This is a genomic window from Burkholderia sp. Bp9140 (assembly GCF_003853425.1).
In the GTDB taxonomy this organism is placed as follows: Bacteria; Pseudomonadota; Gammaproteobacteria; order Burkholderiales; family Burkholderiaceae; genus Burkholderia.
This window is the reverse complement of sequence record NZ_QTPQ01000004.1, coordinates 208802-230361: the sequence shown is the minus strand read 5'-3', so window position 1 is coordinate 230361 and position 21560 is coordinate 208802. Positions and strand designations below refer to the sequence as shown.

The window sequence follows — 21560 nt, the reverse complement described above, 5'->3', positions numbered from 1 at the left end:
GCCGCGACCTTCGCAAGCGAGCCGCCGAATTTGCCGACCGCGGTCCGCGCGGCCGATACGATCACTACGTCCGTCATGTTCAGTTCCTGCATTGAAATCAGTGGGTCGATCCGTATTGCGTACTGTATTGCGTGCCGGTGCCGGTACGGCGCGGCGGCCGACGACGGCGCGTGAGCGCCACGCGGCCCGCGATGCGGCTGCACGCTCGCGCGCCCATGCACGCCGCACATCCGCCCGTCCCGGCCGCGCCCGGACACGCTGCGGCAAGCCGGACGTTCGCCGGTCGCCGCGCGGCACACGCGGCGGGCCGGCGCCCGCCGGCGCCGCTCAATCGTGTCGCGCCTGCGCGCGACACGCGGTCATGCAGCCGATTCGCGCGAAGCGGCTTCCTTGCGTGCGGTGGCGGCCGTCTGCTTGGCACCGCGCGCCGTCGTTTCGCTGACCGCTTCGAAACCGCTTTGCGCGGCCTCGATCGCTTGCCCCGTCGCTGCGCGCACGGAGTCGGCCGCGGCAGTCGCCGCGGACAGCGCCGAGTTCAGCGCGGCGACCACCGGGGCCGAGCCGGCCGGCGCATGCTTCGCCAGCTCGCCGAACACGTCCTTCACGCGCTTGTCGGTCTGCTCGTACTGAGCCTGCGCGACCTTCGTCCATTCGGCCTGCGTCGACACCGCGATGTCGAACAGATGGCGACCGTACGCGACGGCCTTGCCGGCGGCTTCCTGCGGTGCGGCGATCTGCTGCGCGAAACCCGCGGCCGGGTTGCTCGCGTTGAACGCGTTCTTCAGCTTGTCCTCGTACTCCTCGAGCGCCGTCTTGGCCGCTTGCACGTTGAGTTCGACGACAGCCTCGAAACCGTTGATCGCCGGACGGGCAATCGCGAACCACGCGGCAATTCCGGATTGATAATCGGCGGCGAGTTTTTCGGGGGCAAATACGGACATCGGGCACGCTCCTGTTAGCAATGCGAGAGACGACGTAGAGAAAAAATGGAAGTCAGTTCGACGGCCTGCTTCCTTATTGACAACCCGCAGACCCTATTGAATGCGAGAAGTTGAAGATGGCCATTCTAGATGGATTGATTGTCAATTAAATGGCATCAATACTAGGTGAAAACCCTTACCGGTCGAAATGACCATCATTCAGCCGGCGTTCAAACGCAATGGGGCCACGTTGCAACACCTTGTCCGGAAATGCTTTTTACATTTTTACAGCATAGTACATGCCAGCCGCCCGCAACATTTACCCGTCATTATTCCCGTTATTGGAAAAGAGGCGCGCATTGAAAATGGAGCAGTCGCTTATGTAATCGTTTTTCCAGATTTATTTTGAAATCGTTACCGGGATTATTAATGATGGAATCAATGATCGTACAAAATACCGGATGCGCCGGCGACGATCTCATCCGGCCAGCTCGCGATGCAGCGCGCGAAACTCCTGCGCGAGCTTGTGCGCCGGCTCGAGATGGATCACCGGGGTCGACTGCTGATGCGACTCGCGGATCTTCACCGACGCCGACAGCCGCGACGCCAGCACCGGCAGCCCTTCCGCGACGAGTTCGTCGACCAGCCGCTGCGGGAGGCTCGCGCGCGGCTGGAACTGATTGATGACGATCCCTTCGACCTCGAGCGCCGCGTTGTGGTCCTGCTGGATTTCCTTCACGTTCTCGAGCAGCGTGTACAGCGCGCGGCGCGAAAAGTCGTCGCAGTCGAACGGAATCAGGCAGCGCTCGACCGCGATCAGCGCCGAGCGCGTGTAGAAGTTCAGCGCGGGCGGCGTGTCGATGTAGACGGCATCGTAGGTGTCGAGCTCGTTGAGCGCGTCGCGCAGCTTGTAGATCTTGTAGCGCGACTCGAGCTTGCCGTGCAGCGTGTCGAGGTCCGGATGCGCGGGCATCACGTCGAGCCCGTCGAACGGCGTCGGATGGATGAACGACGCGACGTCGACCGGCCGGAAGTTGAACGTCAGCGCGGTCTCGAAGAATTCGGCAACGCCCGGATGCGCGTCGGTCGCGCGGTCGCCGAGCAGGTAGCGCGTGGAATTCGCCTGCGCGTCGAGGTCGATGACGAGCGTGCGCAGCCCTTCGCTCGCGCTGATCGCCGCCAGGTTGCAGACGATCGTCGACTTGCCCACACCGCCCTTCTGGTTGAATACGACCCGCCGCATTGTGTCTCCTTCGATCGAAACGTCGAAAGAACGAGCTTAGCCGGTCAATCGTGGCGGCCGCATGACATCCGTCAGATACGCGGCAGCGGGCCCGACACATAACGGTTGCCGGGCCACGTTCCACCGCCATGGCAGCCCCTGCCCGACGCGAATGCCGAGCGATCGCGCGTCGGCGGCAGCCGGGCCGCGTGCATCCGGTCGAGCCCGTCAAGCAGACGGAGGAGGATCAGCACGCCCGTGCCGGTACCTTCAGGGCCGCCAACCCTCGGCGGCCGCAACGGTTGGGAATCGCGAGGTCATATGCGCACACCATGGATGTCGCAGAAATGTTGCGGCGCCGCATCCAGGCTGTTACACTAGGGAAAACCCTAGTTAGAGCTCGCGAAGGAGCAATTGTGTACCCCGTATTTTCGTTCCTGATGGATATGCTGCCGGGCCGCAGCACGGCTTCGTTTTCGCCTGCGGCAAAAGTGAACCGCGTCACACTCACGGGCACGGTTGACCGCAGCGATGGCGTAGTCCTGTCGATCGACGGTAGCAACGCGCTGGTCCGGTGGCCGACGGGTGGCAAGTCCGTTGAGCGCGTCGGCAATCTGGTCGCGATCGTTACCTAAGCCCAATCGGTCGATTGTCCGGCGCACTCGGCGCCAGTCTTGCGGACGGACAACGCGCAACCACATGGCACCCGATCGGCATCGCCCCCGCGTGATGCTTTGGACGGGAATGCAGCGGGTGCCGAGCGTGTGGGAATCGTTTCAAGCCCCTCCCCTCCAATGCGACCGGCGTGCAACTGCGCCTCCCCGCCTTTCACGATGCCTTTCATGGCGCTCATCTCGCAGCGCTCGCTCGAGGCTCGGTTCAATTTCAACGTCGACATCGTCGCCGATTCAACGTGCACATCCCGCGCCATCGCACCGATGGCGCTGCCGAAGGCCCGGTCAATGCCATCAGAACTTCACGAATCGCACATCGGGTCACGTCAGACTCCATTCGACGAACGGAACCCATCCGACTAGTCACGCTTCACCAGGATCGAAACACGTGTAAACGAAAAAAGACCCGAAGATCCAGGCCAAATCACTGATTCAGCTCGGAAATTCGGGTCCGTCCTTACACCTGGAACCGACATTCCTCTCAGAACGGAATATCGTCGTCCATCTCGTCGAAGCCGCCGCCTGCCGGCGCGCTCGGACGGCTCTGGCCACCGCCTGCACCGCCGCGCGGCGCGCCGCCGGCACGACCGCCGCCACCGCCGCGTTCCATCTGTTCGCCGCCGCGACCGCCGCCGCCACCACCGTAGCCGCCGCCATAACCGCCTTCGTCACCGCCGCCACCGCCGCCGCCCGAACCGCCGCGGCCGCCCAGCATCTGCATCTGGTCGGCGACGATTTCGGTCGAGTAGCGATCCTGGCCGTCCTGGCCCTGCCACTTGCGCGTGCGGATGCGCCCTTCGATATAGACCGACGAGCCCTTCTTCAGGTATTCGCTGACGATTTCGGCGAGACGGCCGAAGAACGCGACGCGGTGCCACTCGGTCATTTCCTTGAAATCGCCGCTCGCCTTGTCCTTGTAGCGATCGGTCGTCGCGAGACGGATGTTCGCAACCGCATCGCCGCTCGGCAGGTAACGGACTTCAGGATCGGCGCCGAGATTGCCGACGAGGATGACCTTGTTGACGGATGCCATGTGTTTCTCCAGTAAATTCGATGCCGGGCCGCCCGCGAATGTCGTCGGAGCGGCCCGCCGGGCAAGCCGGCGAACGCCGCCTGTGCTTGCCCGAAAAGAAGGCTCAGGCCTTGCGCGGCGGCGCTTTCATGCTGGCCGCGATTATAAGCCACGCCGCCACGAGCCCCGAGCACGCATAGAAGACGGTGTTCGCGCCGCCGTGCTTCAGCAGCCAGCCGCCCACGATGCCGCCGAGCGCGAGCCCGATCGATTGCGTGGTGTTGTAGACGCCCGTGGCCGCGCCCTTGCGCGAACCGGGCGCGAGCTTCGACACGAGCGACGGCTGCGATGCTTCCAGGATGTTGAAACCCAGGAAGTACACGAACAGGATCGCCGCCACAATCAGGATGGTATGCGGTGCGCTGCCGAGCAACAATTGGCCGATCAGGATAGCCAGAATGCCGCCGAGCAGCACCGGCTTCATCTTGCCCCGTTTTTCCGCGACGATGATCGCCGGGACCATCATCACGAACGCGAGCCCCATCACCGGCAGGTAGACCTTCCAGTGCGCGGCGACCGGCAGCCCGCCGTCGACCAACAGGCGCGGCACGACGAGGAACAGCGCCGTCTGCGTCGCGTGCAGCACGAGCACGCCGAAGTTCAGGCGCAGCAGCTCGCCGTTGTGCAGCACTTCGCCGAACGGCGCCGGCACGTGCACGGGTTTCGCCGCGTCGGGCACGACCCACACGACGACGCCGATCGCGAGGATCGACAGCACGCCGACGATCGCGAACAGCCCGCTCATCCCGACCCAGTGGAACACGATCGGCGCGCCGACGATCGCGACCGCGAACGACACGCCGATCGAGCCGCCGACCATTGCCATCGCCTTCGTGCGGTTCTGCTCGGAGGTCAGGTCGGCGATGAACGCGAGCACCGCGGACGACACCGCGCCCATCCCCTGGATCACGCGGCCGACGATGATCCACGTGATGTCGTGCGCGAACGCGGCGACGAAGCTGCCGAGCGCGAAGATCAGCAGGCCGGTGGCGATCACGGGCTTGCGGCCGAACTTGTCCGAGGCCCACCCGTAGAAGATGTACAGCAGCGACTGCGTGACGCCGTAGGCCCCGAGCGCGATGCCGACCAGCAGCACGTTGTCGCCGCCCGGGATGGTTTTCGCGTAGACCGAGAACACCGGCATGATCATGAACAGGCCGAGCATGCGCAGCGCGAAGATCGCCGCGAGCGACGTGGTCGCGCGCAGTTCGGGCGCAGTCATGCGGGAAGACGTGGCGGACGGATTGGACATCTGGAATGAATTTCGAATGATCGGAATGTCCGCCCGGCGGCGGGCGGCGAAAGATCAGGGCCACCGGCCTGGCAGGCGCTTTCCGGGGCGTGACGCGGGCAGCCCGCGGGCCGCCCGAAGCCGTGCGGCGTAGCCGCTTCCCCGGCGTGGACACCGCCTTGCTGCCGGCTGCCAGCAAAGGCTGGGGGACCCTCAACGACGGCCTCGAAAAGCCGTTATAGTAGCAGGTTTGGTTCCCTCCATTTTCGCCAGGTTCATGGAACAGATCCGTATCCGTGGGGCACGCACCCACAACCTGAAAAACGTCAATCTCGACCTGCCGCGCCACAAGCTGATCGTGATTACCGGGTTGTCCGGGTCGGGCAAGTCGTCGCTCGCGTTCGACACCCTTTATGCCGAGGGCCAGCGCCGCTACGTCGAAAGCCTGTCCGCGTACGCCCGCCAGTTCCTGCAGTTGATGGAGAAACCCGACGTCGACCTGATCGAGGGCCTGTCGCCCGCGATCTCGATCGAACAGAAGGCGACGTCCCACAACCCGCGTTCGACCGTCGGCACGGTCACCGAAATCCACGACTACCTGCGACTTTTGTTCGCACGGGTCGGCACGCCGTACTGCCCCGACCACGACATCCCGCTCGAGGCGCAGAGCGTGTCGCAGATGGTCGACGCGGCGCTCGCGCTGCCCGAGGAAACCAAGCTGATGATCCTCGCGCCCGTCGTCGCGAACCGCAAGGGCGAGCATGCCGAGCTGTTCGAGGACATGCAGGCGCAGGGCTTCGTGCGCTTTCGCGTGCGCTCGGGCGGCGGCACCGCGAACGAGGGTGTCGCGAAGATCCACGAGGTCGAGTCGCTGCCGAAGCTCAAGAAGAACGACAAGCACACGATCGACGTCGTCGTCGACCGCCTGAAGGTGCGCCCGGACATGAAGCAGCGCCTCGCGGAATCGTTCGAGACGGCGCTGCGCCTCGCCGACGGCCGCGCGATCGCGCTCGAGATGGACACCGACCACGAGCACCTGTTCAGCTCGAAGTTCGCGTGCCCGATCTGCTCGTACTCGCTGCAGGAACTCGAGCCGCGCCTGTTCTCGTTCAACAACCCGATGGGCGCGTGCCCGGAATGCGACGGCCTCGGCCAGATCACGTTCTTCGACCCGAAGCGGGTCGTCGCGCACCCGTCGCTGTCGCTCGCGGCAGGCGCCGTGAAGGGCTGGGACCGCCGCAACCAGTTCTACTTCCAGATGCTGCAGAGCCTCGCGGCGTTCTACGATTTCGACATCGACACCGCGTTCGAGGATCTGCCCGAGAAGATCCGCAAGGTGCTGCTGTTCGGCTCCGGCAAGCAGACCATCCCGTTCTCGTACATCAACGAGCGCGGCCGCACGACGATCCGCGAGCACGTGTTCGAAGGGATCATCCCGAACCTCGAGCGCCGCTACCGCGAGACCGATTCGGTCGCGGTGCGCGAAGAGCTGTCGAAGTACCAGAACAACCAGCCGTGCCCGTCGTGCGACGGCACGCGCCTGCGCCGCGAGGCGCGCCACGTGCGGGTCGGCGCCGGCGACTACGCGCGCGGCATCTATGAGATCAGCGGCTGGCCGCTGCGCGACGCGCTCGGCTATTTCGACGGCCTGACGCTCGACGGCGCGAAGCGCGAGATCGCCGACAAGGTGATCAAGGAAATCGTCGCGCGCCTGACGTTCCTGAACAACGTCGGCCTCGACTACCTGTCGCTCGAGCGCAGCGCCGAAACGCTGTCCGGCGGCGAGGCGCAGCGCATCCGGCTCGCGTCGCAGATCGGCTCGGGGCTGACCGGCGTGATGTACGTGCTCGACGAGCCGTCGATCGGCCTGCACCAGCGCGACAACGACCGCCTGATCGGGACGCTCAAGCACCTTCGCGACCTCGGCAACTCGGTGATCGTCGTCGAGCACGACGAGGACATGATCCGCACGGCCGACTACGTCGTCGACATGGGCCCCGGCGCGGGCGAGCACGGCGGCGTGGTGGTCGCCGAAGGTACGCCGAAGCAGGTCCAGTCGAACCCGCAGTCGCTGACGGGCCAGTATCTGGTCGGCAAGCGCACGATCGAGTATCCGGACGAGCGGATCTCGCCCGATCCCGAGCGGATGATGCGCATCGTCGACGCGCACGGCAACAACCTGAAGCACGTCGACCTCGAGCTGCCGGTCGGCCTGCTGACCTGCATCACCGGCGTGTCGGGTTCCGGCAAGTCGACGCTGATCAACGACACGCTGTATCACGCGGTCGCGCGCCACCTGTACGGCTCGTCGGCCGAGCCGGCGCCGCACGAGGCCATCGAGGGTCTCGAGCACTTCGACAAGGTGATCAACGTCGACCAGTCGCCGATCGGCCGCACGCCGCGCTCGAACCCGGCCACCTACACGGGCCTGTTCACGCCGATCCGCGAGCTGTTCTCGGGCGTGCCGACCGCGAAGGAGCGCGGCTACGATCCGGGCCGCTTCTCGTTCAACGTGAAGGGCGGCCGCTGCGAGTCGTGCCAGGGCGACGGCGTGCTGAAGGTCGAGATGCACTTCCTGCCGGACGTCTACGTGCCGTGCGACGTGTGCCACGGCAAGCGCTACAACCGCGAAACGCTCGAAGTGCAGTACAAGGGCAAGAACATCAGCGAAGTGCTCGACATGACGGTCGAGCACGCGTACGAATTCTTCAGCGCGGTGCCGGTGATCGCGCGCAAGCTGAAGACGCTGCTCGACGTCGGCCTCGGCTACATCCGCCTCGGCCAGTCGGCCACGACGCTGTCGGGCGGCGAGGCGCAGCGCGTGAAGCTGTCGCTGGAGCTGTCGAAGCGCGACACGGGCCGCACGCTGTACATCCTCGACGAGCCGACCACCGGCCTGCACTTCCACGACATCGCGCTGCTGCTCGAGGTGATCCACCGGCTGCGCGACCAGGGCAACACGGTCGTGATCATCGAACACAACCTCGACGTGATCAAGACGGCCGACTGGGTGATCGACCTCGGCCCCGAAGGCGGCGCCGGCGGCGGCCAGATCATCGCGCAGGGCACGCCCGAACAGGTCGCGAAGACCAAGGCGAGCTTCACCGGCAAATACCTCGCGCCGCTGCTCAAGCGTCCGACCCGCAAGGCGGCGGCCGGCTGACACGTTCCGTTCCCGCGCCGGCCGCCCGGCCGCGGGCGCCCGGCGCCCGCGGCGGCGCCGGCCTCCTCGTTTTCCCTTCTGCGTTTACACCACGAGCCAAACAGCGCCGTGGCGGACCATAATGGCAGCTATACTTTACGGTCGTAAGGTTCGCCATCCGCACCAATCCGGTGCGACGCCGGGCGACCGCCGTCGTGCCGCCCACCGCGCGGCACGACACACGAACGACAGGAATCCACGATGGAGAAGCAACAAGAGTCGCGCGACGCGCAGAACCGCGAGCCCCACCTGCGTAGCGTGCGGCTGACGAGCGACTTCAGCCTGCCGAAGCTGTCGGCGATCGAGACCGGCAGCTATCTGTTCGCCCTCGTCGCGATGGTGCTCGTCATCGAACTCAAGCTGCTGGGCGGGCTGCTGGCCGGCATGCTGGTCTATCAGCTGATCCACACGATCGCCCCGGTGATCGAACGCCACACGACGAGCATGCGGGCGCGCTGGGTCGCCGTCGTGCTGCTGTCGATCGCGATCGTCGGCGGGCTCACGGGCCTGACGATCGGCATCATCGATCACTTCGAGCACACGGTGCCGAACCTGCAGAGCCTGCTCGGCCAGCTGATGCAGATCGTCGAGCAGACGCGCGCACGCACGCCGGCCTGGATCGCGAACCTGCTGCCGGTCGACGTCGAACAGATGAAGGCCAAGGCGGCGCTGCTGATGCACTCGCACATGGATCAGCTCCAGCAAGGCGGCAAGAGCGTCGCGCGCGGCTTCGGCCATGTGCTGTTCGGGATGATCATCGGCGCGATGATCGCGATCGGCGTCGAGCACGGCAAGGTGCGCCGTCCGCTGTCGACCGCGCTCGTCACCCGCGTGTCGCGCTTCGCCGAGTCGTTCCGCCGGATCGTGTTCGCGCAGATCAAGATCTCGGCGATCAACGCGGCCTTCACCGGCATCTACCTGCTCGTCGCGCTGCCGCTCTTCCACCAGCGGCTGCCGCTGTCGAAAACACTGGTGCTCGTCACGTTCATCGTCGGGCTGCTGCCGGTGATCGGCAACCTGATCTCGAACACGCTGATCGTCGCGGTGTCGCTGTCGGTCAGCATGGGCACCGCGATCGCATCGCTCGCGTTCCTCGTCGTGATCCACAAGCTCGAGTACTTCCTGAACGCGAAGATCATCGGCGGCCAGATCGAGTCGCGCGCGTGGGAGTTGCTGCTCGCGATGCTGATCATGGAGGCCGCGTTCGGGCTGCCGGGCGTGATCGCCGCGCCAATCTTCTATGCATACCTGAAGCGCGAGCTGTACATGCTGCGGCTGATCTGACGGCCGCGCCCGCCGCCCCGCGCATCACACGCATCACGCGATAAAAAAACGCCGCGCCCCCGTGAAAGGGCGCGGCGTTCCTGTTTGCGGCAACCGACGGCCGGCGCAGGCCGGCCGACGCGAACCGCCGATCAGCGGAACACGACGGTCTTCGTCCCGTTCAGCACGATCCGGTGCTCGACGTGCCACTTCACGGCACGCGCGAGCGTCACGCACTCGACGTCGCGGCCGATCGCGGTGAGCTGGTCGGGCGTCATGCTGTGGTCGACGCGCTCGACTTCCTGCTCGATGATCGGGCCTTCATCGAGGTCGGTCGTCACGTAGTGCGCGGTCGCGCCGATCAGCTTCACGCCGCGATCGAACGCCTGGTAGTACGGTTTCGCGCCCTTGAAGCTCGGCAGGAACGAATGGTGGATGTTGATCGCGCGACCGGCGAGCTGCTGGCACATGTTCGGCGACAGGATCTGCATGTAGCGCGCGAGCACGACCAGATCGGCCTGGTGTTCGTCGATCACGTCCAGCACGCGCGCTTCCTGCGCGGCCTTCGCCGCATCGGACGACCCGCCGACGAGCGGGAAGTGATGGAACGGGATGTTGTAGCTCGCGGCGAGCTGGTAGAACTCCTTGTGGTTCGACACGATCGCCGGGATCTCGATCGGCAGCTGGCCGGTGCGATAGCGGAACAGCAGGTCGTTCAGGCAATGGCCGATCTTCGACACCATGATCACGACGCGCGGCTTCACGGCCGCATCGTGCATTTCCCAGCGCATCGCGAACTGCTCGGCGAGCGGCGCGAATTCCTTGCGAAGCGTGTCAAGCGCCGACGCGGCGTCCGCGCCGTCGGCATCCTGCTCGAAGTGCACGCGCATGAAGAACTCGCCGGTGCGGCTGTCGCCGAACTGCGCCGAGTCGAGGATGTTGTTGCTGCGCTCGAACAGGAAGCCCGAGACCGCGTGAACGATGCCGTGCCGGTCGGGGCACGACAGTTTCAAGATAAAGCTGTGATCGGTCGACATGACCGCTACTCCCTTCGTTTCGGTATTCGTCAAATAGGCCGTTCGGCGCGTTACGCGGCCGGCGCGAACAGCGCGTCGATGCCCGCGGCTTCCGCCGCCGCGAGCCAGCGGTGGCGCAGCAGCGTGTCGAGCATCGCGAGGCTCGCATCCGTCGTCGCGCGGCCTTCGCGCAGCCAGCCGATCACCTCGGGCACGCCGGCCAGCAGGTGCTCGGCCACTTCGCCGTCCTGGTTGTGCGGCGCGAAGTCGCGCGGCAGCGGCAGGTCGTACACGAAGATCAGTTCGGACTGCGTGCCTTCCGGCAGCGAGCACAGCACCTGCACCGCGCGGCCCGCGATCGCGCGCGCCGCCAGTTCGGCCGGCATGCCGGCCTCTTCCCAGCATTCCTTCGTGAGCGTCTCGTGAACGCTCAAGCCCCAGCCGATGCCGCCCGCGACGACGTTGTCGAGCATGCCGGGGTCGGTGGCCTTGGTCGCGCTGCGGCGGCCGAGCCACATCTGCGGCGCGGCGGGCGAGCCCGGCGCAGCCGCATATTCTACGATGCCGTTCAGGTGCACCGCATAAGTCTGCGTGCCGAAAAAGCGCGATGCGGCGCGCTCGATATACGCGAGCGGCGGATCGTCGAAGCGGTTGCGGATCGCATAGATCTCGTCGCGCCAGCCGGGAATCGCGCCTTCGGCGGCCAGCGCGCCGATCGCGCTCGCGAGCGCCATGCTGCGCGCGTCGACCGTGTCGTAGCGCGCCGCCAGCACGACACGCTCGTCCGTCAGCTCGAATACGTCGGGCCAGCGGGCGAGCTTCGCGACGTCCTGGCGACGCACCCAGCCCACGGCCACGCCGGCGATCTCGAAACGCAGGTGCGCGGCCGGATCGAAGCGGCGCGCGGCCGCAATGCACGGAAACGTCATCGGGCTCAGTCCTTCAGCGCGACGCGGATGCCGATCGCGATGAAGGTCGCGCCGGCAATCCGGTCGAGCCACATGCCGGCCTTCGGACGGCGCTTCAGCCAGGCGCCGATCGCGCCCGCGCCGACGCCGAACAGCGAGAAGATCGCGGCCGTCTGCAGCATGAACAGCGCGCCGAGCTCGAACATCTGCAGCGTCACGCCCTGCACGCCGTGCGGATCGACGAACTGCGGCAGGAACACGACGAAGAACAGCGTGACCTTCGGATTCATCAGGTTGCCGATCACGCTCTGCCGGAAGATCGCGCCAAGCGGCTGCGGCGGGCGCGCATGCGCATTCGCGAGGCCCTGGCTGCGCAGCGCCCTGATGCCGATCCACACGAGGTACGCGGCGCCCGCGAGCTTCAGCGTCTGGAACGCGACCGGCGACGAGCGCAGCACGGCCGCGACGCCGAGCGCCGCGAGCGTCGTATGGAACAGGATCCCGGCGGTGAAGCCGAGCGCCGCGACGAAGCCGGCCGCGCGGCCCTGCGAGATGCCACGCGCGAGCACCTGCAGGTTGTCGGGACCCGGCGCGAACGTGATCGCGATCGACGTGGCGAGAAACAGCATGAAGTTGGGCATCGTGACCTCGCGGCGTGGGCCGGCGTTCAATGGTTCAGTGGCCGGCGAATTCGGTGACGGTATAGACGGGCAGCCCCGCATTGCGCAGCAGCGTCGAGCCGCCGAGATCGGGCAGGTCGATGATCGCCGCGCCCTCGACGACGACCGCGCCGAGCCGCTGCAGCAGGTTGCGCCCCGCCATCATCGTGCCGCCGGTCGCGATCAGGTCGTCCATGATGATCACGCGGTCGCCGGCGCGGCACGCGTCTTCGTGGATCTCGACCGTCGCGCTGCCGTACTCGAGGTCGTACGATTCCGAGCACGTCTTGTACGGCAGCTTGCCGACCTTGCGAATCGGCACGAAGCCGACGCTCAGCTCGTACGCGACGATCGGCGCGATGATGAAGCCGCGCGCGTCGAGCCCCGCGACGTAGTCGAGCTTCGCATCGACATAGCGTTCGACGAACAGGTCGACGAGGATGCGCAGCGCCTTCGGGCTCTGCAGCAGCGTCGTGATGTCGCGGAACATCACGCCCGGCTGCGGCCAGTCGGGCACCGTGCGGATCTGGCTGTGGATGAAGGCGACCGGATCGAGCGGTGCGCCCGACGACGAATGCGGCATGAAACTCTCCGAAAAAAACGGTGCGCGAAGATCGGGCACCGTTTCGAATAAATACGGGTCAGGTTATCGAATCGCGGCTCAGGCCACCGCGGCCGGCGGCTCGCGCCGATGGCGCGACAGCCGCTCCTCCGCGAGCGCGAGCGCCTCGGGCAGCCCGCGCAGCACGACGATGTCGCTCGCGCGCAGCTTGGTCTGCGGGTCGGGTTCGACGCCGCGGATCCCGTGCCGGCGGATCGCCGTGACTTCCAGCCCGAGCGCATACAGCCCGAGCTCCTCCAGCGAACGCCCGACCGCGTCCGCGCGCGCGTCGACCGGCACCGATTGTAGCCGCACCTGCTCGTGATCGTCGTCGTCCGCGTCGTCCGCGCCGCGGAAATAGCCGCGCAGCAGGCTGTAGCGCTCGTCGCGCATCTCCTCGACGCGCCGCACGACCTTGCGCATCGGCACGCCGACCAGCACCAGCGTGTGCGATGCGAGCATCAGGCTGCCCTCGACGATCTCCGGAATCACCTCGGTCGCGCCGGCCGCGAGCAGTTTCTCGAGATCGGCGTCGTCGACCGTGCGCACGATCGCCGGCAGCGTCGGCTCCAGCTCGTGCACGTGGTGCAGCACGCGCAGCGCCGACGGCGTGTTCGCATAGGTGATCGCGACGGCCGCCGCGCGATGGATACCGGCCGCGAGCAGCGACTCGCGACGCGCCGCGTCGCCGAACACGACCGATTCGCCGGCCGTCGCCGCCGCGCTCACGCGATCGGGGTCGAGGTCCAGCGCGACGTACGAAATGCCTTCCTGTTCGAGCATGCGCGCCAGGTTCTGCCCCGCGCGGCCGTAGCCGCAGATGATCACGTGGCTGCGCTGCTTGAGGCTTTGGGTCGCGATCCGCGTCATCTGCAGCGACTGCTGCATCCATTCCGTCGACGACAGCCGCATCACGATCCGGTCGGCGTTCTGGATCAGGAACGGCGCGGCGAGCATCGACAGCAGCATCGACGCGAGGATCGCCTGCAGCAGCGTCGAGTCGACGAGGTGCCGGTCGAGGATCAGGTTCAGCAGCACGAAGCCGAATTCGCCGGCCTGCGCGAGCCCGATGCCGGTGCGCATCGCGACGCCCGGCGTCGCGCCGAACAGGCGCGCGAGCCCCGCGATCATCGTCCCCTTGAACAGGATCTGCCCGACGAGGAAGCCGAGCACGAGCAACGGGTGCTCCCAGATCACGCGCGGATCGAGCAGCATCCCGGTCGTCACGAAGAACAGGCCGAGCAGCACGTCGCGAAACGGCTTGATGTCCTCTTCCACCTGGTGGCGGAACGGTGTCTCGGAGATCAGCATCCCCGCGATGAATGCGCCGAGCGCGAGCGACAGGCCGAAGCGGTCGGTGATGAACGCGGCGCCGAGCGTGACGAGCAGCAGGTTCAGCACGAACAGCTCCTGCGAGCGGCGCCGCGCGACGACGTTGAGCCAGCGTGTCATGAAGCGCTGGCCGACGATCAGCAGCAGCGCCAGCGCGATCACGATCTTGACCGCCGCGAAACCGAGCGTGAGCGCGAGATCCCTCGACGACTCGGCACCGAATGCAGCGATCACGATCAGGAGCGGCACCACCGCGAGATCCTGGAACAGCAGCACGCCGAAGATGTTGCGGCCGTGCGCGGTCTCGATCTCGAGCCGCTCGGCGAGCATCTTCGACACGATCGCCGTCGACGACATCGCAAGCGCGCCGCCGAGCGCGACGCTGCCCTGCCACGTGATGTGCACCCAGCGCTCGAACAGCGCGCCGAGCACGACCGCGAGCACGAGGGTCGCGACCACCTGCAGCAGCCCGAGCCCGAACACGAGCCGCTGCATCGCCCTCAGCTTCGCGAGCGAGAACTCGAGGCCGATCGAGAACATCAGGAACACCACGCCGAATTCCGCGAGGTGCTCGGCCCGTTCGAGGTCCGCGGCGACGCCGAACGCGTGCGGGCCGACCAGGATGCCGACGGTCAGGTAGCCGAGCATTGGCGGCAGGTTCAGCGAGCGAAAGACGACGACGCCCACCACCGAGGCCAGCAGCAGCAGCAGGGTCATTTCGAGCGGGGAAATCACGGGCAAAGCGTCCTCGTTCGTCGGTGCCACGGCAATGCGGGCGCGGGTGGTGGCGGTGGGCAAGCGACGTCGGACGAGTCCGAAGGCGCGGCGCGGCGAACAAACGCCTTTGCTATACTCCGCGCATGATAGCGAAAATCAATGATGATCGGGCGCTCGCGCTCGCCCGCGACGTGCTCGACATCGAGGCGGACGCCGTGCGCGCGCTGCGCGACCAGCTCGACGGCGACTTCGTCCAGGCCGTCGCGCTGCTGCTCGGCTGCCGCGGCCGCGTCGTGGTATCCGGCATCGGCAAATCGGGGCATATCGCCCGCAAGATCGCGGCCACGCTGGCGAGCACCGGCACGCCGGCCTTCTTCGTCCACCCGGCCGAGGCCAGCCACGGCGACCTCGGCATGGTCACGTCGGACGACGTGTTCATCGGCATCTCCTATTCCGGCGAATCGGAAGAGCTCGTCGCGATCCTGCCGCTCGTCAAGCGGATCGGCGCGAAGCTGATCGCGATCACGGGCCGTGCGGAATCGAGCCTCGGCACGCTCGCCGACGTGAACCTGAACGCCGCGGTGGCGAAGGAAGCGTGCCCGCTGAACCTCGCCCCCACCGCGAGCACGACCGCCGCGCTCGCGCTCGGCGACGCGCTCGCCGTCGCGGTGCTCGATGCACGCGGCTTCGGCTCCGAGGATTTCGCGCGCTCGCATCCGGGCGGCGCGCTCGGCCGGCGCCTGCTCACCCATGTGCGCGACGTGATGCGCTCGGGCGACGATGTGCCGAGCGTCGGGCTCGACGCGACGCTGTCGGACGCGCTGTTCCAGATCACCGCGAAGCGCCTGGGCATGACGGCCGTGGTCGACGCCGCCGGCAAGGTCGCGGGCATCTTCACTGACGGCGACCTGCGCCGCGTGCTCGCGCGCGACGGCGATTTCCGCACGCTGCCGATCGTCGACGTGATGACGCGCGAACCGCGCACGATCGGCCCCGATCAACTCGCGGTCGAGGCCGTGGAACTGATGGAGCGCCACCGGATCAACCAGATGCTGGTGGTCGATGCCGACGGCGCGCTGATCGGCGCGCTGAACATGCACGACCTGTTTTCGAAGAAGGTGATCTGATGAGCGCAGCGCTGACTGCGGCCGAACGCGCGAGCCGCGTGAAGCTGATGATTTTCGACGTCGACGGCGTGTTGACCGACGGCGGCCTGCTGTTTACCGCGGCCGGCGACGCGATGAAGTCGTTCAATTCGCTCGACGGCCACGGCGTGAAGCTGCTCGGCGAGGCCGGCATCGCGACCGCGATCATCACCGGCCGCCGCTCGGAGATCGTCGCGGCGCGTGCGAAGGAAATGAAGATCGCGCACCTGTTCCAGGGCGTCGAGAACAAGCTTGCCGTGTTCGCCGACCTGATCGCGTCGCTCGGCATCGGCGCCGACGCCTGCGGCTACATGGGCGACGACTGGCCCGACCTGCCGGTGATGCTGCGCTGCGGCTTCGCGACCGCGCCGGCCAACGCACACCCCGAGGTGATCGCCCGCGCGCACTGGGTGGCCGAGGCCCGCGGCGGCGAGGGCGCGGTGCGCGAAGTCTGCGATGCGATCCTGCGCGCGCAGCGCCGCTACGACGCGCTGCTCGCGTCCGCCTGCGGAGCCTGACGGATGAATACGCATTTCCGCTGGACCCAGCTGCTGCCGCTCGTCGCGGTCGCCGCGCTCGCGGGCATCACTTGGTGGCTGCTGCAGGCAACGCTGCCGCTGCCCGGCGAGGGCGCCGTGCAGCCGAAGCGCCATACGCCCGACTATTTCGCGGACAACTTCTCGGTCACCGAGCTCGACCAGTCGGGCACGACCCAGTACCGGCTGACGGCCGCGAAGCTGATCCACTACGAAGACACCGAAAACAGCGACCTGACCGATCCGGCCATGCGCGCATTCCAGCCCGGCAAGCCGGTCGTGACGACCACCGCGAAGCGCGGCACCGTCAACGGCGACGTGTCGATCGTCGATTTGTACGACGACGCGCGCATCCTGCGCGTGGCCGGCGGCGGCGACCCGCAGATGCAGGCCGATTCCCAGCATTTCCGGATCTTCGTCAATGACGATGTGATCCAGACCGAAAAGCCGGTTAAACTTCAGCGCGGCCTGTCGCTCGTCAACGCGACCGACGGCATGAAGTACAACAACGTCACCCGGGTCATCGAGCTTTACGGCAACGTGCGCGGCACGATTGCCGCGGCGGACACGTCCGGCGGCTCGAAAGGTCAATCCAGGTGACGCATCCCTCACGTGACTGCATGAACGAACCGTTCCCTCGACAGAATTCCGGCGGCGCTGCGCGCGCCGTCCGCGCCGCGCTCGCCGCGACGCTCGTGGCGCTCCCGCTCGTCGGGCTGGCGCCGCTCGCCCATGCCGAGAAGGCCGACCAGAACAAGCCGATCAACGTCGAGGCCGACAACCTGACCTATGACGACCTGAAGCAGGTGACGGTCGCGACCGGCAACGTCGTGATCACGAAGGGCACGATCATCATCAAGGGCGATCGCGTCGAAGTGCGCCAGGATCCGGAAGGCTATCAGTACGCGACGTCGTTCGGCAGCGGCAAGAAGCACGCGACGTTCCGCCAGAAGCGCGAAGGTCTCGACGAATACATCGACGGCGACGCCGAGCGCATCGACTACGACGGCAAGCAGGACCTGACGACGCTGACGACCGCCGCCACCGTGCGCCGCCTGCAGGGCACGTCGACGATCGCCGACACCGTGCACGGCAGCGTGATCACGTACGACGGCCAGCGCGACTTCTACACCGCGAAGGGCGGCAAGGACGTCGCGACGCCGGGCAACCCGAACGGCCGCGTGCGCGCGATGCTGTCGCCGAAGAACGGCGGCCCCGGGCAGCTGAACGGCGCGCCGGCGAAGCTGTCGCCGTCGACCACGATCCAGGGAGCGCCGGGCCAATGAACGCGCTACCGAACCGCCAGCCGGCCGGCACGACCAGCTCGCTCGTCGTCCGCAACCTGAAGAAACGCTATGGCTCGCGCACGGTCGTCAAGGACGTGTCGCTCGACGTGAAGAGCGGCGAGGTCGTCGGCCTGCTCGGCCCGAACGGTGCCGGCAAGACGACGTCGTTCTACATGATCGTCGGCCTCGTGCCGACGGATGCGGGCGAAATCTCGCTGAACGGCAGCTCGATCAGCCTGCTGCCGATCCACAAGCGCGCATCGCTCGGCCTGTCGTACCTGCCGCAGGAAGCGTCGGTATTCCGCAAGCTGACCGTCGAGGAAAACATCCGCGCGGTGCTCGAACTGCAGTACGGCGAAGACGGCAAGCGGCTGTCGAAGGACGCGATCGCATCGCGCACCGAGGCGCTGCTCGACGAGTTGCAGATCGGCCACCTGCGCGAAAACCCGGCGCTGTCGCTGTCGGGCGGCGAACGCCGTCGCGTCGAGATCGCGCGTGCGCTTGCGACCAACCCGAACTTCATCCTGCTCGACGAACCGTTCGCCGGCGTCGACCCGATCGCGGTGCTCGAGATCCAGAAGATCGTCAAGTTCCTGAAGCAGCGCAACATCGGCGTGTTGATTACCGATCACAACGTCCGCGAAACGCTCGGCATCTGCGACCACGCGTACATCATCAGCGACGGTTCGGTGCTCGCCGCCGGCGCGCCGAGCGAAATCATCGAGAACGAAAGCGTGCGCCGCGTGTACCTCGGCGAACACTTCCGCATGTAACTTTCCCCCTGTGGCTGGCTGCACCCCGCCCGGCATCGCCGCGCGGGGCCGCGCCCGCGTGCCCCGCACGGCGGCCCTGCCCGCGGCCGGGCGCCGCGCCGCGCGTAATCGCGGATGGCTCAATGCGCCTGGGTCGTGGCAAACTGCCGGTATGACTCCCTCCTTGCCATGAAAGCCAGCCTTCAACTCCGCCTGTCGCAACACCTGGCGCTGACACCGCAACTGCAGCAGTCGATCCGGCTCCTGCAGCTGTCGACGCTCGAACTGCAGCAGGAAGTCGCGATGGCCGTCGCGCAGAACCCGCTGCTCGAGAACGATGACGAATGGATCGCGAGTCCGCTGCGTGTCGCGGCGGACGGATCGCTGATCGCGCAGACGCCCCCCGGACAAAACATGGACCCGGGCACCGCGAACGGCAGCAGCCAGTCGAGCGATCGCGCCGAGCGCGACGAGCCGGCCGGCGCCGACGAATACGACAGCTACGCGTCGGGTGACGCCGGCGACGGCCCGCAGTGGAATCTCGACGAGTACGGCCGCTCGAGCGGCGCCTCGGACGACGACGACCTCCCGCCGCTGCAGGTGCAGGAAGCCGCGACGTCGCTGCGCGACCACCTGTCCGCGCAATTGCGCGTCACGCAGGCCGGCCCGCGCGATCGCGCGCTGGTGATGTTCCTGATCGAATCGCTCGACGATGACGGCTACCTGACCGCCTCGCTCGACGAAGTGCTCGCCGACCTGCCGCCGGAACTGGAAATCGACTGTGACGAACTGAACGCGGCGCTCGCGCTGCTGCACAGTTTCGACCCGGCCGGGGTCGGGGCCCGCTCGGCCTCCGAATGCTTGAAGCTGCAGCTGCTGCGCCTCGATCCGTCCCCCACCCGCACGCTCGCGCTGGAAATCGTGTCGCAGCATCTCGAATTGCTCGCCGCGCGCGACTTCACGCGGCTGCGCAAGCAGCTGAAGGCGAGCGACGACGCGCTGCGCGACGCGCACGCGCTGATCCGCTCGCTGGAGCCGTTCCCCGGCGCCGCCTACGGCAAGGCCGAGGCCGACTACGTCGTACCCGACATCATCGTGAAGAAGGCAGGCCAGGGCTGGCTCGCGGAACTCAACCCGGAAGTGATGCCGCGCCTGCGGATCAACAACCTGTACGCGAACATCCTGCGCAACAGCCGCGGCGATCCGTCGGCCGGATCGTTGAAACAACAGTTGCAGGAAGCACGCTGGCTGATCAAGAACATCCAGCAGCGATTCGACACGATCCTGCGTGTCGCGCAGGCTATTGTCGAACGTCAGAAGAATTTCTTTGCGCACGGTGAAATTGCCATGCGCCCCTTGGTTTTGCGGGAAATTGCTGATACGCTGGGCCTACACGAGTCGACTGTCAGCCGTGTGACAACCGGGAAGTACATGCTGACCCCGTTCGGGACGCTTGAATTTAAGTACTTCTTCGGATCACACGTTTCGACCGACACCGGAGGCGCCGCATCGTCGACCGCCATCCGAGCCCTGATCAAGCAACTGATAGGAGCTGAAGACCCAAAATCGCCACTTTCGGACAGCCGCATTGCCGAGCTGCTGGCAGAACAGGGATTCGTGGTTGCGCGCCGCACGGTTGCCAAGTATCGCGAAGCCCTCAAAATCCCGGCAGTGAATCTGCGCAAGTCTCTTTAAGCCTGCTGCCTGCCCGGCGGCAGGCGTGTTCCGGCCACCGCGCACACGGGGAACAGGCCGGGCGACCTGTCCGCGAATCTGCCGCCACATGCGGCAGGGGCAAGTCGACCGGAGCGCCGCCTCGATGCGGCCGGGTGGTCACTCGCTTGGAGAAGCACTATGAACCTGAAGATCAGTGGACATCATCTCGAAGTCACGCCTGCAATTCGCGAATACGTGATCACCAAGCTGGACCGGGTGCTACGCCATAGCGATCAGGTAATCGATGGCACTGTGATCCTCTCGGTCGACAACCACAAGGAAAAGGACAAGCAGCAGCGCGCGGAAATCAACCTGCACCTGAAGGGCAAGGACATCTTCGTCGAAAGCGCAAACGGCAACCTGTACGCTGCGATCGATCTGCTGATCGACAAGCTGGATCGCCAGGTCGTCAAGCACATGGAGCGTCTGCAGACCCATGCGCACGACCCGATCAAGCTGCAGCCGTCGATCGACCAGATCGAACTGCCGCCGCAATAACGCTCACCGCAACACACAGCCGCCCGGTTCGCCGGGCGTTTTTTTTGTGCCCGGGCGGCAGTGGTGCGACCGGTCCGTCCATGCTGCGCCACGCACGCGGCTGTGCTCTATAATGTTCCGGTTATCGCCGGGGGGGCGTTGGGTGCGGTAGCTGCCTTGCAGGTTCCGATGCCGAACGCCTTGATATCGCCGAACATGGAAAATCAGTCTGCCGCCGCAAGGAGACCCCAGGCCGCCCAATCGCCTGCCAACATGAATCGCCTAGCCAAAATCCTGCCCATCGAGAACGTCGTCATCGACCTCTCCGTCACCAGCAAGAAACGCGTCTTCGAACAAGCCGGGCTGATCTTCGAAAATCAGAACGGTATCGCCCGCAGCACCGTCACGGACAACCTGTTCGCGCGCGAGCGCCTCGGCTCGACCGGGCTCGGCGAAGGCGTCGCGATTCCGCACGGGCGCATCAAGGGGCTCAAGCACCCGCTCGCCGCGTTCGTGCGGCTCGCCGACGCGATTCCGTTCGAAGCGCCCGACGGCCAGCCGGTCGGTCTCCTGATTTTCCTGCTCGTCCCCGAGCAAGCCACCCAGCAGCACCTCGAGATCCTGTCGGAAATCGCGCAACTGCTGTCCGATCGCGATGCACGCGAGCGTCTGCACAACGAAACAGATCTCACCGAGTTGCATCACCTGCTCACTCAGTGGCAACCTTGAGTTGATCCGGGCGGAATATTTTCCCGAACGAGGCGGCACGCGCCGCCGTCCAGGGCCGCCCGGCGCCGGTCCGGCATGGCGACGCCCGTCGCCGCGCGCATG

General features: G+C 66.5%; 22 protein-coding genes and 1 pseudogene. 13 read left to right on the top strand and 10 right to left on the bottom strand.

Translation table 11 applies throughout. The features are described 5' to 3' along the window. Positions 1 to 359: 359 nt before the first annotated feature. Positions 360 to 941 (bottom strand): TIGR01841 family phasin, encoded by a 582-nt coding sequence (gene phaP, locus DIE21_RS05675; protein ID WP_124496763.1) that lies wholly within the window; start codon positions 939 to 941, stop codon positions 360 to 362. A gap of 187 nt (positions 942 to 1128) precedes the next feature. On the opposite strand from phaP, the gene DIE21_RS05670 reads away from it, so the two are divergent. Continuing rightward, positions 1129 to 1329: a hypothetical protein gene (locus DIE21_RS05670; protein WP_124496762.1), complete on the top strand. Its 201-nt coding sequence runs from the start codon at positions 1129 to 1131 to the stop codon at positions 1327 to 1329. A 69-nt stretch (positions 1330 to 1398) separates the two neighbouring features. Here the strand turns inward: DIE21_RS05670 and DIE21_RS05665 are convergent, their stop codons facing one another. Both DIE21_RS05665 and DIE21_RS37635 read right to left on the bottom strand, forming a co-directional pair. Next, positions 1399 to 2163 carry a ParA family protein gene (locus tag DIE21_RS05665; protein ID WP_124496761.1) on the bottom strand — a complete coding sequence of 255 codons (765 nt, stop codon included), beginning with the start codon at positions 2161 to 2163 and terminating at the stop codon, positions 1399 to 1401. Positions 2164 to 2234: 71 nt separating this feature from the next. Next, positions 2235 to 2426 (bottom strand): annotated as a pseudogene (locus DIE21_RS37635) (DNA-3-methyladenine glycosylase); the annotation flags it as partial. A 48-nt stretch (positions 2427 to 2474) separates the two neighbouring features. On the opposite strand from DIE21_RS37635, the gene DIE21_RS05655 reads away from it, so the two are divergent. After that, positions 2475 to 2777, top strand: a complete 303-nt coding sequence (locus DIE21_RS05655) for a hypothetical protein (RefSeq protein WP_260426780.1) — start codon at positions 2475 to 2477, stop codon at positions 2775 to 2777. A gap of 207 nt (positions 2778 to 2984) precedes the next feature. Beyond that, positions 2985 to 3179 carry a hypothetical protein gene (locus tag DIE21_RS05650; protein ID WP_124496760.1) on the top strand — a complete coding sequence of 65 codons (195 nt, stop codon included), beginning with the start codon at positions 2985 to 2987 and terminating at the stop codon, positions 3177 to 3179. 118 nt (positions 3180 to 3297) lie between these two features. Here DIE21_RS05650 and DIE21_RS05645 read toward each other — a convergent pair whose 3' ends face one another. Beyond that, positions 3298 to 3849, bottom strand: coding sequence for a single-stranded DNA-binding protein (locus DIE21_RS05645; protein ID WP_059603013.1), 552 nt, complete (start codon positions 3847 to 3849; stop codon positions 3298 to 3300). Between the two features lie 103 nt (positions 3850 to 3952). Next, positions 3953 to 5140, bottom strand: a complete 1188-nt coding sequence (locus DIE21_RS05640) for an MFS transporter (RefSeq protein ID WP_124496759.1) — start codon at positions 5138 to 5140, stop codon at positions 3953 to 3955. Between the two features lie 256 nt (positions 5141 to 5396). Between DIE21_RS05640 and uvrA the strand changes: the two genes are divergently transcribed. After that, positions 5397 to 8282 (top strand): excinuclease ABC subunit UvrA, encoded by a 2886-nt coding sequence (uvrA, locus tag DIE21_RS05635; RefSeq protein ID WP_124496758.1) that lies wholly within the window; start codon positions 5397 to 5399, stop codon positions 8280 to 8282. 240 nt (positions 8283 to 8522) lie between these two features. Then, positions 8523 to 9605, top strand: coding sequence for an AI-2E family transporter (locus DIE21_RS05630; RefSeq protein ID WP_185640701.1), 1083 nt, complete (start codon positions 8523 to 8525; stop codon positions 9603 to 9605). Between the two features lie 131 nt (positions 9606 to 9736). On the opposite strand, the gene purU is transcribed toward DIE21_RS05630, so the two are convergent. The 5 genes from purU to DIE21_RS05605 all read right to left on the bottom strand — a co-directional run bounded on the left by purU (position 9737) and on the right by DIE21_RS05605 (position 14835). Further along, positions 9737 to 10621, bottom strand: coding sequence for a formyltetrahydrofolate deformylase (gene purU, locus DIE21_RS05625; protein WP_124496757.1), 885 nt, complete (start codon positions 10619 to 10621; stop codon positions 9737 to 9739). 50 nt (positions 10622 to 10671) lie between these two features. Next, positions 10672 to 11529: an NUDIX hydrolase family protein gene (locus tag DIE21_RS05620; protein WP_124496756.1), complete on the bottom strand. Its 858-nt coding sequence runs from the start codon at positions 11527 to 11529 to the stop codon at positions 10672 to 10674. A gap of 5 nt (positions 11530 to 11534) precedes the next feature. Further along, positions 11535 to 12149 (bottom strand): LysE family translocator, encoded by a 615-nt coding sequence (locus tag DIE21_RS05615; protein WP_124496755.1) that lies wholly within the window; start codon positions 12147 to 12149, stop codon positions 11535 to 11537. A gap of 34 nt (positions 12150 to 12183) precedes the next feature. Continuing rightward, the gene (locus DIE21_RS05610; protein WP_059526281.1) at positions 12184 to 12750 is read right to left on the bottom strand and encodes an adenine phosphoribosyltransferase; all 567 of its coding nucleotides are present in this window, start codon (positions 12748 to 12750) and stop codon (positions 12184 to 12186) included. A gap of 78 nt (positions 12751 to 12828) precedes the next feature. Further along, on the bottom strand, positions 12829 to 14835 hold the full coding sequence (locus DIE21_RS05605; RefSeq protein WP_124496754.1) for a monovalent cation:proton antiporter family protein: 2007 nt from the start codon (positions 14833 to 14835) through the stop codon (positions 12829 to 12831). A gap of 125 nt (positions 14836 to 14960) precedes the next feature. On the opposite strand from DIE21_RS05605, the gene kdsD reads away from it, so the two are divergent. The 8 genes from kdsD (at position 14961) to DIE21_RS05565 (ending at position 21458) form a co-directional block, all read left to right on the top strand. Then, positions 14961 to 15944 (top strand): arabinose 5-phosphate isomerase KdsD, encoded by a 984-nt coding sequence (kdsD, locus tag DIE21_RS05600; RefSeq protein WP_124496753.1) that lies wholly within the window; start codon positions 14961 to 14963, stop codon positions 15942 to 15944. Further along, positions 15944 to 16480: an HAD family hydrolase gene (locus tag DIE21_RS05595; RefSeq protein WP_124496752.1), complete on the top strand. Its 537-nt coding sequence runs from the start codon at positions 15944 to 15946 to the stop codon at positions 16478 to 16480. The genes kdsD and DIE21_RS05595 overlap by 1 nt, the downstream gene beginning before the upstream one ends. A gap of 3 nt (positions 16481 to 16483) precedes the next feature. Further along, on the top strand, positions 16484 to 17098 hold the full coding sequence (gene lptC / locus DIE21_RS05590) for an LPS export ABC transporter periplasmic protein LptC (protein WP_124496751.1): 615 nt from the start codon (positions 16484 to 16486) through the stop codon (positions 17096 to 17098). Between the two features lie 20 nt (positions 17099 to 17118). Next, positions 17119 to 17784 (top strand): lipopolysaccharide transport periplasmic protein LptA, encoded by a 666-nt coding sequence (gene lptA, locus DIE21_RS05585; RefSeq protein WP_124496750.1) that lies wholly within the window; start codon positions 17119 to 17121, stop codon positions 17782 to 17784. After that, positions 17781 to 18557, top strand: a complete 777-nt coding sequence (gene lptB / locus DIE21_RS05580) for an LPS export ABC transporter ATP-binding protein (protein WP_059507772.1) — start codon at positions 17781 to 17783, stop codon at positions 18555 to 18557. Before lptA ends, lptB begins: the two co-directional genes overlap by 4 nt. 168 nt (positions 18558 to 18725) lie before the next feature. Beyond that, a complete protein-coding gene (locus tag DIE21_RS05575; protein WP_124496770.1) occupies positions 18726 to 20231 on the top strand; it encodes an RNA polymerase factor sigma-54 in 1506 nt (501 codons plus the stop codon). 159 nt (positions 20232 to 20390) lie between these two features. Further along, complete coding sequence (hpf, locus tag DIE21_RS05570) at positions 20391 to 20750, top strand: ribosome hibernation-promoting factor, HPF/YfiA family (RefSeq protein ID WP_006477786.1); 360 nt, start codon at positions 20391 to 20393, stop codon at positions 20748 to 20750. Positions 20751 to 20918: 168 nt separating this feature from the next. Next, entirely contained in the window at positions 20919 to 21458 is a 540-nt protein-coding gene (locus DIE21_RS05565; RefSeq protein WP_124496749.1) for a PTS sugar transporter subunit IIA, read from the top strand. Positions 21459 to 21560: the final 102 nt, after the last annotated feature.

Coding starts and splice junctions, on each gene's coding strand:
- DIE21_RS05640 (WP_124496759.1), bottom strand. CDS start 5,140: ATGTCCAATCCGTCCGCCACGTCTTCCCGCATGACTGCGCCCGAACTG.
- DIE21_RS05575 (WP_124496770.1), top strand. CDS start 18,726: ATGAAAGCCAGCCTTCAACTCCGCCTGTCGCAACACCTGGCGCTGACA.
- purU (WP_124496757.1), bottom strand. CDS start 10,621: ATGTCGACCGATCACAGCTTTATCTTGAAACTGTCGTGCCCCGACCGG.
- DIE21_RS05655 (WP_260426780.1), top strand. CDS start 2,475: ATGGATGTCGCAGAAATGTTGCGGCGCCGCATCCAGGCTGTTACACTA.
- DIE21_RS05645 (WP_059603013.1), bottom strand. CDS start 3,849: ATGGCATCCGTCAACAAGGTCATCCTCGTCGGCAATCTCGGCGCCGAT.
- DIE21_RS05665 (WP_124496761.1), bottom strand. CDS start 2,163: ATGCGGCGGGTCGTATTCAACCAGAAGGGCGGTGTGGGCAAGTCGACG.
- kdsD (WP_124496753.1), top strand. CDS start 14,961: ATGATAGCGAAAATCAATGATGATCGGGCGCTCGCGCTCGCCCGCGAC.
- uvrA (WP_124496758.1), top strand. CDS start 5,397: ATGGAACAGATCCGTATCCGTGGGGCACGCACCCACAACCTGAAAAAC.
- DIE21_RS05630 (WP_185640701.1), top strand. CDS start 8,523: ATGGAGAAGCAACAAGAGTCGCGCGACGCGCAGAACCGCGAGCCCCAC.
- lptB (WP_059507772.1), top strand. CDS start 17,781: ATGAACGCGCTACCGAACCGCCAGCCGGCCGGCACGACCAGCTCGCTC.
- DIE21_RS05595 (WP_124496752.1), top strand. CDS start 15,944: ATGAGCGCAGCGCTGACTGCGGCCGAACGCGCGAGCCGCGTGAAGCTG.
- DIE21_RS05610 (WP_059526281.1), bottom strand. CDS start 12,750: ATGCCGCATTCGTCGTCGGGCGCACCGCTCGATCCGGTCGCCTTCATC.
- phaP (WP_124496763.1), bottom strand. CDS start 941: ATGTCCGTATTTGCCCCCGAAAAACTCGCCGCCGATTATCAATCCGGA.
- DIE21_RS05620 (WP_124496756.1), bottom strand. CDS start 11,529: ATGACGTTTCCGTGCATTGCGGCCGCGCGCCGCTTCGATCCGGCCGCG.
- lptA (WP_124496750.1), top strand. CDS start 17,119: ATGAACGAACCGTTCCCTCGACAGAATTCCGGCGGCGCTGCGCGCGCC.
- lptC (WP_124496751.1), top strand. CDS start 16,484: ATGAATACGCATTTCCGCTGGACCCAGCTGCTGCCGCTCGTCGCGGTC.
- DIE21_RS05650 (WP_124496760.1), top strand. CDS start 2,985: ATGGCGCTCATCTCGCAGCGCTCGCTCGAGGCTCGGTTCAATTTCAAC.
- hpf (WP_006477786.1), top strand. CDS start 20,391: ATGAACCTGAAGATCAGTGGACATCATCTCGAAGTCACGCCTGCAATT.
- DIE21_RS05670 (WP_124496762.1), top strand. CDS start 1,129: ATGACCATCATTCAGCCGGCGTTCAAACGCAATGGGGCCACGTTGCAA.
- DIE21_RS05565 (WP_124496749.1), top strand. CDS start 20,919: ATGCCGAACGCCTTGATATCGCCGAACATGGAAAATCAGTCTGCCGCC.
- DIE21_RS05615 (WP_124496755.1), bottom strand. CDS start 12,149: ATGCCCAACTTCATGCTGTTTCTCGCCACGTCGATCGCGATCACGTTC.